This is a genomic window from Paenibacillus sp. FSL K6-2524 (assembly GCF_038005525.1).
GTDB lineage: Bacteria > Bacillota > Bacilli > Paenibacillales > Paenibacillaceae > Fontibacillus > Fontibacillus anaericanus.
Window position 1 is genome coordinate 4404572 of the sequence record NZ_JBBOSP010000001.1, and the last position, 13019, is coordinate 4417590.

The following is a 13019-nucleotide window of genomic DNA, read 5'->3' on the forward strand; positions in this document are numbered from 1 at the left end:
CTCTTTCTATTGTCGAGACATGTGATTAATCCAATGCCGAATATTCGATCAACCAACAATCTCTTAATTGTCCTTCGTGACTTTCATGCTCTTTCATTAATTTGATCTTCTTAAATCCACATTTCTCATAACATGCTATAGCACGTAAATTCCATGTTTGCGGGTCCATTACGATCTTATCTGCATGTTTGTGGTTGATTAAGTAACCTGTCATCGATGTAACAAGTTTCTTTCCAACACCTTGATTCCAGTAATTAATTTCACCAATGAATTGATCTGTTCCATAGATCTTCTCATCAGGGTTTATATATCCATATTCATTCCGTGACTCTTCATCTAAAGGATAGAATTGAATAAATCCAATAGGCTTACCTTCGAATTCGATAATGCAGCGAGTCACACTATCATTTTTGTAAAAATGTTCCCTCACCAAATCGAGGTCATGTGGCCGGTCACGACCTTCATAATATTTCAGTACTACAGGATTTGATAACCAAGTTACAAGTAAAACCTCATCGGTTTTCTCAAGTTCACGGACAGTGAGCTCTTCAGTTGTATATATCAACATCTCTGCACCGCCCCTTTTATTACTTCATATATTTTTTAACTTGCGATTTCCACATCCACGCACCCCAGAAATATCCTCCAATTGGGAATATAATAAGGGAGATAATAAAGTTCCTCAAAAAGTCTTGATCCGTAAACGTTATTCCCGCTGCACCCTTATTCATATAAGTAACAATTATAGAGAATAGAATTGCTGTTCCTAATCCCCATCGTATAACGCCAGTATTTATAATGAAGTGATTTCTTCCTTTTGCTCTTATATCGTCCCATCGCTCTGCTGCCTTCTCATCCATTGTTGCTCCTCCTTTAAACTAATCTGACCCCTAAATAAGAATCGTGATTCAGGATCGATAATTTCATGTCTTCTAAATATTGAAGTTGTCGTTCATTTAACTTAGTTCTATCTGAATATTGTGTATGATAAACAAACGAATACAAGTGCCTGAAATTAACGAAAAAATCTATGCTATTCAATGTCTCATCCACTGAATTTACCATTGAATAACCATCAATGAAAGCATTAAAAAATGAAGATGCAAATTTATTTCGCTTGTCCATTGCGTAGGATTGGGATGCATGATAAATTGCTATAGCTATATCATACGCGAACCAATTGCATTCACTGTCTCCAAAATCTATAAATGCTAATTCACCTTTGTCATATAGAAAATTATGTTGATGTAGATCGCCATGTATTATCCCATACGAATCTTTGGATTTATGAATTGAATGGATACCTACAAGGTAGTTCTCCCATTTTTCTTTAATAGTAGGATCAAAATGATTCATATCCAATTGATACATCGGATGCTCATTCCATTCTGGGCGCCCGTATTTACCTTTGTATAACTTGGATAAGGAGTGCATGGTCCCCATCCCTCTACCCCATTGATGAAACAATTTATCGTTCCAATCTTCATGATTGATATCTATATGCCTTCCATTAACTTTTTTGTAAGCAACAAAAAATAATTCCTCGGTCAAACTATAAATATACGATTCGTTCCCTATTAATATCGGAACCGCTACATGTACCCCATTTTCTTTGAGAAACTGAGTCCATGCGATTTCAGACATTATCTTCTCTTCACTATCTATCCCTCTATCAAATATCTTAACAACAATGGGTGGAACAGCAGAGATTTCATAAACATTATTGAAATATCCACCAATTAAATGAATGTCTTCTGATGGATAATTTAATAACTCTAGAATCCGACTTAATACAGTTTCACTAATCATGATTAATCCCCCTGCAACCCATTGTCCAATTGAACGAATATGAAAAAATAACCACCCCGAATATACCACCTTTTCACTAATGAAAGAGAGCTTATAAATCACACGTCAATACTTAACCGAATCATATCTATACACTGAATTCCATTCTCATAGATCTCTTCTTCATAATGCCGAATGAAAAAGTCCCGATCGACGCCAGTGATGCGAAATCCACATTTCTGATATAACGCGAGTTGGTGCATGCTTGAGTTCCCTGTTCCGATTTCAATGGTCTTAGCCCCTTGTTCTTTGGCCTTGTCGATTGCACTTAATACTAACTGCTTTCCAATTCCTTTACCTTGAAAATCATCTCGAACGGCAACGTTTACTAATTCCATTGTTTCTGGCCGAGTTCTTATAAGTACGAACACTCCAACAATTTCATCATGAATTAAGGTAACAAAACATTGTCCCCTACTCAAATACTCTTCAATTAACTCACTTGATGGATCGGCTAATAGTAGTAAGTCCCATGGTGCATCTTTAATGTCTTCCAACAAACTAATTTTGACCTTCATATATATAACCCCTTACAAGATTTGATCTATATCTTCTTAACCACGAAGGTTATACAGTCTGTAATTAAACTTACAAGTTGCTCATCACGGTAAATGTCATACTCCAATTGTTTCACTAATCTTGTTTGAATCGCCCAACCCTCATATTGTCGATCCAGCAATTCTAGCATGTTATCGGTTGCTAAATTCACTTCGAACATCGGTTCAAGATCTACATTTGAATCCCTTTCAATCTCTCTTATGTTGGAGTTAATAATAATACAATTCATCCCATTTGGCTTTGTTCCTACCGCCATCTCATGAAGCTTTCTTTCCAATGCTTCCTCTGAACTTATATGTTCTAATGCTGAGACAGCTATGATGACGTCATAATCGTCCTCTTCGATATGGAAATATTCAATATCAGATTGTACCGTTTCAATATATTGTTGAACTTCAAATTTCTCGCTATTTTCTTGTAACTTTTCTATTGCTGATACTAATAAATCAACACATACTACTATGCCGTTTCTATTCTTTAGTGTTTCAGCAATAGGAATGCTATTCCTACCTATTCCACATCCCAGATCAAGCACATTTATATTTTGTTGCCCGCTGAATTCTTCCATGAGATCCATTACTGTTTTGACAGGCTTATGTAACCAAGATCCCGGTTCGAATAACTTGTGATTCTCATAACAGAGGTCATGATATTTCTTTTCTTCTGTTCTAATTAACGCTATTCTGTCCATGAGTTCACCTCGGTTTCTATTCTACAATCCACCATTATCCTCTAAGTTCCACTCACTATAAAACTGTCTTAGATATTCTTCCATAAAATCATGTCTTCTTGCAGCCAGTTCTTTGGCATGTGGTGTGTTCATTAAATCCTTCAATTTTAATAATTTCTCATAAAAATGGTATATCGCCGTCTTATTATTAGACCTGTAATCCATTTTTGAGAACTGTGAAAACTCTTGTTCTGGATTATGGATGATTGTACCTTTGGCCCCCGAGTATGCGAATGTTCTAGCAATGCCAATGGCCCCAAGTGCATCTAAACGATCGGCATCTTGAACAATTTCCCCGTCAATTGATTCCATAGGTGGATTCTGTCCGCCATTATAAGACATAGTCGCAATAATAGTCATTACTCTGTTTGTGATGTTCTTGTCTGCAATGTTGCTAGCTAGCCAATTTTCAACCTTGTCTAGTCCCGCTTGTTTTGAATCGTTCAATTTCTCATCCGCTACATCATGTAGAAGAGCTGATAATTCACATATGAAACCATCTGCTTCTTTCTCGGTCTTAGCAATTTCCAAGGCGAGCTTTCTTACTCGATCAATATGCCACCAATCATGACCGGATGAATCAAATTCTAATTCTTGCTTCACAAACACTTCAGCAAGTTTGATAATACGCGCTTCACTATTCATATTGACCTCTTTTCCAACTGCTATTCCACCGCAACCTTCTTCACAAAAGGTTCATCTTGAATTAATGTTACCAGGTCCATAACTGTAGCCGCTCCTTGAAATGTCACGGTCAGTTCCAGCGAAATCTCCAACTCATTACTCTCGGATGTAAAGCTCGACACTTCAATGCGTCCATCTTTCAATCTCTCCATGACTTTATCGATGGCGCCTTCTTCATTTGCTAATGCGAGCAGAAGTCTTTCAGTTTTGGGGGATTTAGTCCAAATGAAATGGCTATGCAAAATAATCTGTCCCAAAACTAGGATCAGTGTAACTCCAATACCGATAAGGTACATTCCTGCACCTATAGACATTCCCAGACCTGCTGTAGCCCATATCCCTGCTGCTGTTGTAAGTCCTATTACACTTTGCTTCTGCATGAAGATCATTCCTGCTCCAAGGAAGCCGACACCACTGACAACCCCAGCAGCCATTCTGGATGGATCCAACGATAAATTTTCCCAACCGATTTGATCCTGGAACCCATATTTCGAAATGATGATCATTAATGCAGCTCCCACGGCTACAACAAAATGCGTCCGGATCCCCGCTTCCTTCCTTCTGTTTTTACGTTCATATCCGATAACTACGCCACATACTCCAGCGAGAAGAACCCGTAACAAAAGCTCAAATTCCATTGTTTTCACCTTCCCATAGTGGATAAACCAGAGTTCAATTACAAATATTGTATCACAGTGTAAAATGACATTCCTCTCGCCCTCGGCGCAGGTGCATTATGCCTTATCAAAAAGACAGCACACTCCTAATCAGAGAGGCACTCCCTAATACAGAAATGTGCTGTTATACGGTGGTTATACAATAATGCTAGTTCAAGCTGTTTTTTCTACGTGATTTGGCTCTTCATCTATCGTCGACTTTAGAACACCTACAAGTAAAATGACCCAAAGCGGGGCGTTGCCAATAGCATGTACAGCAAATGAGGCCCAGGTTGAACCTGTATGCTGCGCTATCCAAGGTGCGATTAACATTCCAGGGATCATGCCAATTAGATGCCATTTTAAGCAAGCATGCACTACCCACGCCCATAGTAAACCATTTATAATCCATGCATAAACCCCATAAGTATCTACCTGTAATGGTAAAATGTAACCTCTCCACATTAACTCTTCACTAAACATGGCAATGATATGTATTGGTATAAAGACAGCTAGCAATCGCCAATTCCCTTTTAGCGTAACGCCAAAAAACTTACTGGGGTGGATTAAATGGTGCTGGCAGGTAACTTGGTGGGGAGAAAAAACGTAACCTTGCAAAATATTTGCCTACGGGTTCTAACAGTTGATCAGCGATGATGGTAAATATAACAGCCCCAACCACCCAAAGCCAATCGGTATTGGAAAAGGCGACAAGATGAAATCGTTCTTTGAAATCAGCAAATATCATGCTCCCCCCACCCAACCAATACAACAAAATGGATAAGGGAAGTAAGATAATAACTGGTATCCATAAAAAGAACCAGAAGGAAAAAATCAGGGATACTCCTTTATTCGTTAATTTCGGTGTCCAATAATGAAAACCACAAAACAATAAAAGGCCTGGAATTCCAAATAGTAAAAGTTGCTCCCATAAAGCCATACGTTTCTCCCCTTAAGTCTAATGATGCTTAGTCTAATTCTTTTACTAGATAAATAAGCAATTCATCATCAACCATTACGGAATGACCCGGCTGCACTTGGATATTGTTATATGTCATTCCCTTACCGTCCATAACATACCCACGGTTACCATACATCATTTGAGCGTTCCCATAATCTTTGTAAAGTCCAACACCCAGACCTATATACTTAGATGTTGTTGCTGCTATGGACTCTATTTCATCAAATAATTTGCTTGCTATCCCCTTTCTTCTGAATTCTGGGAATACGTTCAAGTCATTAATTTCCGGTATTTTATCACTTTGGAAAAAAGGATATTTCGATTCGTATAGTAAGTGACAGCATCCAGCTAATTGATCTTCGTAAAACGCCATTAGTGTAACTCTTTTACCTTCACGATTCTCTTCAAGACACTCCTTGTAATAGTCTCCTGATTTGTACCACGGGAAATGTTGAGAAAATTGTTGATCTAGTAAAGCCGCTTCATCCAAGTTTGATAATCGTTTTAAAGTTAGTTTGCCACTCATCATGGTACCTCTCTCTTCCGATTTCATGTAAGTTTCCCTATTCATTCTCATTATTCCTTAATCTTTATACTTATTGTTATCCCGTCACCAATCGGAAGAATTGTACTGTACAATCTATCATCAGAAAATACTTTGTGGTTATACTCATCGACAGGTCTACTAAATTTATCTGGAATCCCCATTGGCTTGAATAATGTGTCATCAGCGATAATAATCCCATTTAGTCGTGTTAATCTTATACACTCTTCTAGCATTTCTGGATATAATGCTTTATCGCAATCTTGAATAATCAGATCATAGGGGCCACTTAAACTTTTGATGATTTCACTGGCATCTCCCAATCTGAAATTCACAACTTGATCCAACCCAGCTAGCTCTACATTCTTCTTTGCCTCTGTTAAAATATTTTCATTATATTCAATGGATAATAGCTCCCCACATGTTTCCTTCAGAGCTTCAGCAATCCAAATTGTTGAATAACCGATACAAGTCCCAAACTCAAGGACACTTTTGGCATCTATTAATCTTATGAGCAGACCTAATAATTTACCAACTTCCGGTCCGACTCCTGGTTGAATATCCTTTCTCTGTGCTTCTTCTTCACTAATTGAACCTAATAAATTATTATCTAAAGTAATAAAACTCAATATGTAATCTTTAATATTCGACAAGTACAACACTCCTTTAATAACCTAATTGGCTCTTTTCAGAAAGCTATTCGCCGTACCCAAGCCAATGAACTATGATTCAATTAATCTGATTCTGATACCCAGCGTGCCCCACTTATCTTCTTGTTCAGGAGTATATATTTCATATGTTCCATCGATCATTTCTTGCATTGACCTGCCTTCGCAACCAAAGTCTTTGAACGATAGTGTATTGTACATCTCTTCAAAAGTCTTAAAAACCATCAATTGTTCTATGAGCACTTCTATACGATCTTGCTTATCTGGAAGTTTAAAAAACTCAATATTATCCCCTACTTGAATTAATCTTCGCTTCTCATCATTTAGTCTAATCTCTACAGTTTTTGCACCTGACTTGATGGCTTCAAAAGGCTCGTTAAATAATGACATCGTATGCTTCATTCGTATGACTCCTTAGTAAGTTGTAGTTAACTTCTTATGCTTTGTTTCAAATAGTCCGGATATGAAAGTCATTCCACTTATGATCCCAAATAAATAATGGCCATGTTGTCTCATAATCTCTAGATAAATTCTATTATAAGGGATTTGAATATAGTATGGAGCAATGGCATACAGCATAAGCAAAAAGCTCGGGATAAAAATGATCATTTGGGATTTGTTAAACTTAACTCTGCTTGGGAATCCATTCATGATTCCTAAATACACTCCTAAGACAAAAGGAACAATGACCTGTGCCCATAAAATATATGTTCCATCATACATTGTTCTGACTTTTTCATTCGCATAATCAAGATATGAACTACCCAAGTAAACCAATACCAACGCTCCGATAATCCAAGCTACATTGTATAAAACATGATTATTTTTCATGTGTTACCTCCTTGGTAATTGAGTCCTATCCTTTCAATCTTAGGATATCTTTTACAAAGTCTGTTTTTTTATCGCAGTAATTATCAATATCATAGCGATAGGTTTCCGCTAATTTAAGCTTTAATGTTTCGTAATCTTTTCTAGCCGATTCGTTTGCACGTAAGTAATCTCGAAATGCAATATGCTCGACATATCCTTTTCCATCTTTAGGGCATACATAGAGATGATATTTCATAAATCCGTCGTCAAAAGTTCTCTTAAATGCTTCACGGCCTTCAATGCCTAAGTTACCCTGGTATTCAAATCCGGCCTTTTCTAAACGCTCAATAATATCTGGCAGTACATCATAACTGTCCATAACAACATCAAGATCAATAATGGGTTTAGCGGATAATCCCTCAATAGAAGTGCTGCCAACATGTTCAACGGCAAGGATTACATCGCCAATATAGTTCATTATCATCGTCTTGATCTGTTCAAACTCCGTTTTCCATTCTGGGTTGTAGGGTACAACCTCAACTACTTTTGTTCTTTCTACCATTATAGATCTCTCCAATCTCCTCACGTCTATGAAGTGAAGCAACCCAACCTTAGTTCTACCTAAGGCCGGGTTGTATGTCTGAGTTATTTTTCTAAAATAACTAGTGAGAATGCTGCGTTATTATCTCCGACACCCATCGGTCTTTGACTTTCCACTTTCCATCCTTCTGCTAAAAGATTATTAAGTTCATCAATATTGTTTCTCTTTTCCGTAAGAAAGTAAACTATTAAAGCTTTTTGCATATTTCCCAGCTCCTTCAAGAGTATATTTACAATCAAGTTATACAGGTGATAATTCATTTAAATAAACTAGTAATTAAAGACGCCACTAAAATGATTAGCAAACCTACGACCAATGCCTTTATAAATCCTTTTACTAATTCACTAAATTTAGTCTTCTCATTCGTAAACACAAAGTATCCAGTCACCCATGCCATAATCATAGTTAATAGCGATAATATAGATGAGAATCGAATAAGTTTAAATAAATAGACTCTTAATGGATCATGAACAATTTCATAAACATTGGACCCAGCCAATTTCGTGGTTTGATAATCTGGGAAAACTAACACACCAATTAATAAGCCAATAATGAAACTGTAAATCCCACCCTTTACTATTCTTCGCTCCATTAAACGCACCTTCTTTTGTGTAGTAGTTAAGATCTTTTCTCAAATACCTATCCTATATAACCTTCGATTTCATTAACCCTCTCTAAATCACTTGGTCGTATCTTTAATGTCGTCTGCGGGATTCCTGTTCCTCCATACACAAATGCATAGCGATTCAGTTGATTATCCAAAATAGTTGGAATTCCTGGATTGACTAAGGATACGCTTCCGATCTTACTACTCGTCACTTGTTCAACTTCCTTGGGGGAAGCTAATTTCACCTGCTCTACGGATATTAATTCTTTGATAATATCAAGGTTCACTCTTCCATAATCCCCTGAGACAATTAAAGCATAAAATCCTTTCTCTGTTTTCAAGATAAGAGTCGGAGCAGTTTGACCAATAACAATACCAAAGTAGTCTGCACCTTCCTGTGCGGTGTTTATTTGTTCTCTATGTTCGAGAATCTCATACTCAATATCTTGTTCCTCTAAGATCGATATTAATTTATCCATAATGCAAGAACTCATTAATCTTCATGTTTACATAGTCCGGATTCTCTAAATTAAGCAGATGACCTGTTCCAGGAATAATCTCTGCAAGTATATTCTTACTTAATTGAGTGGCACGAGTGTATGCCAAGTTGACGTCGCTAATTACTTCCTGATCTCCGAGGAGAAGAAGGACAGGCATAACAAGTTTCTTAAGCTCATCGTCGCTGTATACACTTGGAGGAACTCGTAACGAAAGAGAACCATATCTAAATGCTGCGTGAAATTGGTCTACAAGCGCTTTGTTTAGTTTATGTTTGGATAACCACTTTATAAAGTGATGTACACTCCATTTCACTGGAATTGCATTCATCGCAATAATTCGATAAATAAATTGATTGTGTAACGGTACAAATGTGGATGCTGGACTAAGCAAGAACAACTTTTTAACTCTAGAAGTCGCATAAATAGAATAATTTAAGGCTAGAAAACCTCCATAAGAAATCCCACCCATAATACAGGCATCAATTCCCAATCTATTCAGCACTTCGTCTAACCACTCTCCGCACTCTTCCCTATTTGCAGGTAACATGCTGGGTGCACTCTTATTCAAATCACCGATAAAATCAATGGCATACACTTTGTATTTTGTAGCTAACGGTTCAATATTGGGAAACCAAATCGTTGAGCTAAATCCCATGGCATGTAAAAGAATGAGGGGTTCCCCATCATCTGGACCGCAAGAAATAACATGGGTTCGTCCAAATCGTGTAGGAACATACATTGTTGTATATGGGACACTCCATAAAGAAAGACTTTTTTCATATGCAATATTGTATTTCAATTCTTTCTCTGAAGTTTTAAAGTGCATCGGATTGCTCGAAGTTACCTGCGTGTTGATACTCTTTCTTCCCATCACTATCCCCCAATCACAAAATAACCCAGCCTTAGATAACACTTATCTTAGACTGGGTCATTGTTGTAGTAGTACTTTTTGTAATTATAACTTATGTTCATACATCTCTTATATTATATGATACCAAATTTTTCTAACGCGTAGGAAATTCCGTCTTCACTAGCCTTTTTAGTAACAAAGTCCGCTATTTGTTGTAACTGCTGCCCTCCGTTCCCCATGGCAATTCCTAACCCTACATACTCCAACATATCGATGTCGTTTCCACCATCTCCGAAAGCGATGGCTTCAGATCTACAAATGTTGAAATGCTCCAATACTCTCTGTATCGCTGATGATTTGCATGCTTCCGTTTCTTCAAACACGCTCATTACATAGCCATGCCATCGCTTGAAACTCAGTGCTGGAAATCTGTCCACGAATTTTTGAGCTTCGCTATCGTCTGCATACAAACACATACCGTATATTTCTTCTGACAATGAGCCCATTTTTTCTGGATAATCCATAAGCGACAAAGTCTCTCTTAATGCATTCATAATCCGCCCATTTTCAGAACCTATACCGTTCATGGTGTAGCCCTCAGTGAAATAAGAAATACCGTGCCCGTTCAACTCCGCGAAAGCTGAGACACTTTCAACTGTCTCTGTTGTCAGCACTGATTTATAAATGGTGTTCTCATTACATTTAACAAGAGCTCCGTTTGCTGAGATGAAAGTATCTATTCCCATCATCTTAAACTCTGCGCACAAATTGTACGGTCTGCCTGTAGCAAGCACTACTTTTATTCCTTTATTCATTAACTTCTCAATTGCTACTTGTGTACTCAGCGGCATTTTTCTGTCAATTTCACTTAATAAGGTACCGTCAACATCAAAAAATACTATCTTGTACATATATGTCCTTGTTGCTCAAGAGCCTGAATTGCATTATCAATATTGTATGATTTGACTAATAGATAATCTGTATCAAATGTTGAGATAGCAAATATACTAATTTGTTGTTCTGCTAACGGTTTGGTTAACTCATTTAAAATACCGGTTAGATTAAAATCAAGTGGCCCTTCAACCTTTAGGCATCTCCACGTTTTTTCAATATGTTCTACATTTTCAACTAATGCTTTTTCTTCTTTACAAACTATCGATAGCTCTTCTGGGGTAAAAGTTATGGATAGCAGTCCACCATCATAATCCGATGCCCACTGTGGTAACCCATGATTGGGTTTGAATTTAACTACTACGTAATTTTCTTCTAGTAAAAGTAGTCTCATAGTAGATCCTCCTTGGCAGTCACATAGTTGCTATAATCAAAACTAAAAATCAACTTAAATCCATCATTCTTCGTCTCTATACTATTTCCATCTAATATCTGTCTCTAAAAATTGATAGATCAAAAATGATACCACTGAAACACCTATCAAGAAATTTACTACTGCTAGATGGCTAGTTGATTCATTTATTTTTAGTACACACAGTAGTATTGAAAAAACAGAAATCGATATTAAAAAACTCTTTAATTATTCTTCTTCATCATTTCTAAAAATAGCAACAAGAGAAAATAAAAATCCAATGATCAATACGCTATTCATAAGCATCATACCACTACCTGTCTATTAATTTAATACTAGAGTAAGCTATCAATCTTATTAAATATCAGTTGATAATACTCGTATGAATTTGGAGTGAAATCGGATCCTTGAACTTTTCTTTGATCAGGCCGTACGGTCTGCAGTACCTCATCCATTACTATCCCTTCAATTAAGATGGTGTCTATTTCTCCATTTAGTAGCCTCTGGAATTCCTTCATATTCACGAAGTATAAACCGGAAATCTCATCTTTCTGAAAGGCATAATCCTCTAAATTATTATTGCTCTCATGAATAAAGACATGATTAAATTCCCTATCCATAATTTCCGTCGAAATGAAATTTTCTTCTGCTATCATCCCACAGTATGTTAATTCATCGATCGAAACTGTAATACCAAGCTCTTCTTGTAATTCACGAACTCCATCATCCACTACTTCTCCAGCTTGCAGATGTCCAGCACACGATATATCAAGTAACCCCGGATATGTATCTTTGTCTTTATGTCGTAATTGAAAAAGAAAACTTCCTCCTTCGCTAATCGTATGATTAACTATCCAACACTGAAATGTTTGATGCCAAAGCCCTTTGGCATGCACATTTTCTCGACTATCTATACCGATCTTGATCATCTTTTCATCGAAGACATCGAACATTTCAATAACAGACTTAGATTCTTCCATGGACACTTTCACAATTTCCCTGATCTCATCTAATCCTTTAATCGCTTTGATCTTCACAAATACCCACTCCTCCGAAATAACAGTGTTAGTGTATAACATTTGAGGGTTCACGAAATAACCCAGACTTAGATTGATCTTATCTTAGACTGGGTTATTGTTATCTTCTTCCATGATTATACAACTGCCAAACAAGAAGCGGTAGCCCTGTATCGTAAATGCGGTGTTAATCCATTATTTTTGTCTATTAAAGTGTATAACAATATTTTCATTTATTAGGTTCATCTCATTTTTCTTCAGCTTGATATTAAATGTTTGATTATCTATTTGGAGTTGTTTATTCGATTCCCATGTATATTTTAATGTCCTTGTTTGCTCACTAAATTTTTGTATTGTTGTGTCTCCTTGGATTTCGAAATTAAAACTTTTTAGTATTATGTTCTCTTCAGTTATTTCCCAATGATTATATTGACTTATTAATTCCTTACTACCCACTTTCTGACTTACTTGATCCGCTTCCCAAATACCTAATAATTGTGTTGCATTATCTTTTGAACAACTCATCAATAGCAATGAAAGAGCAAGTAGCATTGTTAACATTAAGGATTTATGCATTTGTGACTCCTCTCTTGTTGAATTCTTAACCTTTTCACATTTTATGACGTTAATCAGCTTAAGGCACCATGCCTTAAGCTGATTAACGTGTTCACCGATTCAACTTT

22 protein-coding genes are annotated in these 13019 nt (G+C 36.8%); all 22 read right to left on the bottom strand.

All coding sequences use genetic code 11. From position 1 onward, the window contains the following. Nucleotides 1-25 precede the first annotated feature (25 nt). The 22 genes from NST85_RS20310 to NST85_RS20415 all read right to left on the bottom strand — a co-directional run bounded on the left by NST85_RS20310 (nt 26) and on the right by NST85_RS20415 (nt 12912). The gene (locus NST85_RS20310; protein WP_341190217.1) at nt 26-568 is read right to left on the bottom strand and encodes a GNAT family N-acetyltransferase; all 543 of its coding nucleotides are present in this window, start codon (nt 566-568) and stop codon (nt 26-28) included. A 19-nt stretch (nt 569-587) separates the two neighbouring features. After that, nucleotides 588-860: a hypothetical protein gene (locus NST85_RS20315; protein WP_127193369.1), complete on the bottom strand. Its 273-nt coding sequence runs from the start codon at nt 858-860 to the stop codon at nt 588-590. A gap of 13 nt (nt 861-873) precedes the next feature. Then, nucleotides 874-1809 carry a phosphotransferase enzyme family protein gene (locus NST85_RS20320; protein ID WP_341190218.1) on the bottom strand — a complete coding sequence of 312 codons (936 nt, stop codon included), beginning with the start codon at nt 1807-1809 and terminating at the stop codon, nt 874-876. A gap of 98 nt (nt 1810-1907) precedes the next feature. Continuing rightward, nucleotides 1908-2366: a GNAT family N-acetyltransferase gene (locus NST85_RS20325; protein ID WP_127193371.1), complete on the bottom strand. Its 459-nt coding sequence runs from the start codon at nt 2364-2366 to the stop codon at nt 1908-1910. A 26-nt stretch (nt 2367-2392) separates the two neighbouring features. Continuing rightward, complete coding sequence (locus tag NST85_RS20330; protein WP_341190219.1) at nt 2393-3097, bottom strand: class I SAM-dependent methyltransferase; 705 nt, start codon at nt 3095-3097, stop codon at nt 2393-2395. 21 nt (nt 3098-3118) lie between these two features. Continuing rightward, entirely contained in the window at nt 3119-3781 is a 663-nt protein-coding gene (locus NST85_RS20335; protein WP_341190220.1) for an HD domain-containing protein, read from the bottom strand. A gap of 20 nt (nt 3782-3801) precedes the next feature. Continuing rightward, the gene (locus NST85_RS20340; protein WP_341190221.1) at nt 3802-4458 is read right to left on the bottom strand and encodes an MgtC/SapB family protein; all 657 of its coding nucleotides are present in this window, start codon (nt 4456-4458) and stop codon (nt 3802-3804) included. Nucleotides 4459-4650: 192 nt separating this feature from the next. Next, complete coding sequence (locus tag NST85_RS20345) at nt 4651-4995, bottom strand: CPBP family intramembrane glutamic endopeptidase (protein WP_341190222.1); 345 nt, start codon at nt 4993-4995, stop codon at nt 4651-4653. A 34-nt stretch (nt 4996-5029) separates the two neighbouring features. Beyond that, nucleotides 5030-5416: a hypothetical protein gene (locus NST85_RS20350; RefSeq protein WP_341190223.1), complete on the bottom strand. Its 387-nt coding sequence runs from the start codon at nt 5414-5416 to the stop codon at nt 5030-5032. 28 nt (nt 5417-5444) lie between these two features. After that, the gene (locus NST85_RS20355; RefSeq protein ID WP_341190224.1) at nt 5445-6008 is read right to left on the bottom strand and encodes a GNAT family N-acetyltransferase; all 564 of its coding nucleotides are present in this window, start codon (nt 6006-6008) and stop codon (nt 5445-5447) included. Between the two features lie 5 nt (nt 6009-6013). After that, nucleotides 6014-6634, bottom strand: a complete 621-nt coding sequence (locus NST85_RS20360; protein ID WP_341190225.1) for an O-methyltransferase — start codon at nt 6632-6634, stop codon at nt 6014-6016. A 69-nt stretch (nt 6635-6703) separates the two neighbouring features. Then, nucleotides 6704-7051, bottom strand: coding sequence for an ASCH domain-containing protein (locus NST85_RS20365; RefSeq protein ID WP_341190226.1), 348 nt, complete (start codon nt 7049-7051; stop codon nt 6704-6706). Between the two features lie 12 nt (nt 7052-7063). Continuing rightward, a complete protein-coding gene (locus NST85_RS20370; protein ID WP_341190227.1) occupies nt 7064-7480 on the bottom strand; it encodes a hypothetical protein in 417 nt (138 codons plus the stop codon). A gap of 25 nt (nt 7481-7505) precedes the next feature. Then, entirely contained in the window at nt 7506-8021 is a 516-nt protein-coding gene (locus NST85_RS20375; protein ID WP_341190228.1) for a GrpB family protein, read from the bottom strand. 83 nt (nt 8022-8104) lie between these two features. Continuing rightward, nucleotides 8105-8263 carry a hypothetical protein gene (locus NST85_RS20380; protein WP_170220220.1) on the bottom strand — a complete coding sequence of 53 codons (159 nt, stop codon included), beginning with the start codon at nt 8261-8263 and terminating at the stop codon, nt 8105-8107. A 53-nt stretch (nt 8264-8316) separates the two neighbouring features. Continuing rightward, nucleotides 8317-8652, bottom strand: coding sequence for a hypothetical protein (locus NST85_RS20385; RefSeq protein ID WP_127193380.1), 336 nt, complete (start codon nt 8650-8652; stop codon nt 8317-8319). 47 nt (nt 8653-8699) lie between these two features. Then, the gene (locus NST85_RS20390) at nt 8700-9146 is read right to left on the bottom strand and encodes an aminoacyl-tRNA deacylase (RefSeq protein ID WP_341190229.1); all 447 of its coding nucleotides are present in this window, start codon (nt 9144-9146) and stop codon (nt 8700-8702) included. Next, entirely contained in the window at nt 9139-10038 is a 900-nt protein-coding gene (locus NST85_RS20395) for an alpha/beta fold hydrolase (protein WP_127193382.1), read from the bottom strand. Before NST85_RS20395 ends, NST85_RS20390 begins: the two co-directional genes overlap by 8 nt. A gap of 113 nt (nt 10039-10151) precedes the next feature. Beyond that, nucleotides 10152-10928 carry a Cof-type HAD-IIB family hydrolase gene (locus tag NST85_RS20400; RefSeq protein WP_127193383.1) on the bottom strand — a complete coding sequence of 259 codons (777 nt, stop codon included), beginning with the start codon at nt 10926-10928 and terminating at the stop codon, nt 10152-10154. Next, on the bottom strand, nt 10916-11302 hold the full coding sequence (locus NST85_RS20405; protein WP_127193384.1) for an ACT domain-containing protein: 387 nt from the start codon (nt 11300-11302) through the stop codon (nt 10916-10918). Before NST85_RS20405 ends, NST85_RS20400 begins: the two co-directional genes overlap by 13 nt. A 353-nt stretch (nt 11303-11655) precedes the next feature. Next, a complete protein-coding gene (locus NST85_RS20410) occupies nt 11656-12357 on the bottom strand; it encodes an NUDIX hydrolase (RefSeq protein WP_341190230.1) in 702 nt (233 codons plus the stop codon). 174 nt (nt 12358-12531) lie between these two features. Further along, entirely contained in the window at nt 12532-12912 is a 381-nt protein-coding gene (locus NST85_RS20415; protein WP_127193386.1) for a hypothetical protein, read from the bottom strand. Nucleotides 12913-13019: the final 107 nt, after the last annotated feature.

What these genes read in the sequence shown, in the direction of transcription:
- NST85_RS20310 (WP_341190217.1), bottom strand. Translation starts at nt 568, where the DNA reads ATGTTGATATATACAACTGAAGAGCTCACTGTCCGTGAACTTGAGAAA.
- NST85_RS20315 (WP_127193369.1), bottom strand. Translation starts at nt 860, where the DNA reads ATGGATGAGAAGGCAGCAGAGCGATGGGACGATATAAGAGCAAAAGGA.
- NST85_RS20320 (WP_341190218.1), bottom strand. Translation starts at nt 1,809, where the DNA reads ATGATTAGTGAAACTGTATTAAGTCGGATTCTAGAGTTATTAAATTAT.
- NST85_RS20325 (WP_127193371.1), bottom strand. Translation starts at nt 2,366, where the DNA reads ATGAAGGTCAAAATTAGTTTGTTGGAAGACATTAAAGATGCACCATGG.
- NST85_RS20330 (WP_341190219.1), bottom strand. Translation starts at nt 3,097, where the DNA reads ATGGACAGAATAGCGTTAATTAGAACAGAAGAAAAGAAATATCATGAC.
- NST85_RS20335 (WP_341190220.1), bottom strand. Translation starts at nt 3,781, where the DNA reads ATGAATAGTGAAGCGCGTATTATCAAACTTGCTGAAGTGTTTGTGAAG.
- NST85_RS20340 (WP_341190221.1), bottom strand. Translation starts at nt 4,458, where the DNA reads ATGGAATTTGAGCTTTTGTTACGGGTTCTTCTCGCTGGAGTATGTGGC.
- NST85_RS20350 (WP_341190223.1), bottom strand. Translation starts at nt 5,416, where the DNA reads ATGGCTTTATGGGAGCAACTTTTACTATTTGGAATTCCAGGCCTTTTA.
- NST85_RS20355 (WP_341190224.1), bottom strand. Translation starts at nt 6,008, where the DNA reads ATGAATAGGGAAACTTACATGAAATCGGAAGAGAGAGGTACCATGATG.
- NST85_RS20365 (WP_341190226.1), bottom strand. Translation starts at nt 7,051, where the DNA reads ATGAAGCATACGATGTCATTATTTAACGAGCCTTTTGAAGCCATCAAG.
- NST85_RS20370 (WP_341190227.1), bottom strand. Translation starts at nt 7,480, where the DNA reads ATGAAAAATAATCATGTTTTATACAATGTAGCTTGGATTATCGGAGCG.
- NST85_RS20375 (WP_341190228.1), bottom strand. Translation starts at nt 8,021, where the DNA reads ATGGTAGAAAGAACAAAAGTAGTTGAGGTTGTACCCTACAACCCAGAA.
- NST85_RS20380 (WP_170220220.1), bottom strand. Translation starts at nt 8,263, where the DNA reads ATGCAAAAAGCTTTAATAGTTTACTTTCTTACGGAAAAGAGAAACAAT.
- NST85_RS20385 (WP_127193380.1), bottom strand. Translation starts at nt 8,652, where the DNA reads ATGGAGCGAAGAATAGTAAAGGGTGGGATTTACAGTTTCATTATTGGC.
- NST85_RS20390 (WP_341190229.1), bottom strand. Translation starts at nt 9,146, where the DNA reads ATGGATAAATTAATATCGATCTTAGAGGAACAAGATATTGAGTATGAG.
- NST85_RS20395 (WP_127193382.1), bottom strand. Translation starts at nt 10,038, where the DNA reads ATGGGAAGAAAGAGTATCAACACGCAGGTAACTTCGAGCAATCCGATG.
- NST85_RS20400 (WP_127193383.1), bottom strand. Translation starts at nt 10,928, where the DNA reads ATGTACAAGATAGTATTTTTTGATGTTGACGGTACCTTATTAAGTGAA.
- NST85_RS20405 (WP_127193384.1), bottom strand. Translation starts at nt 11,302, where the DNA reads ATGAGACTACTTTTACTAGAAGAAAATTACGTAGTAGTTAAATTCAAA.
- NST85_RS20415 (WP_127193386.1), bottom strand. Translation starts at nt 12,912, where the DNA reads ATGCATAAATCCTTAATGTTAACAATGCTACTTGCTCTTTCATTGCTA.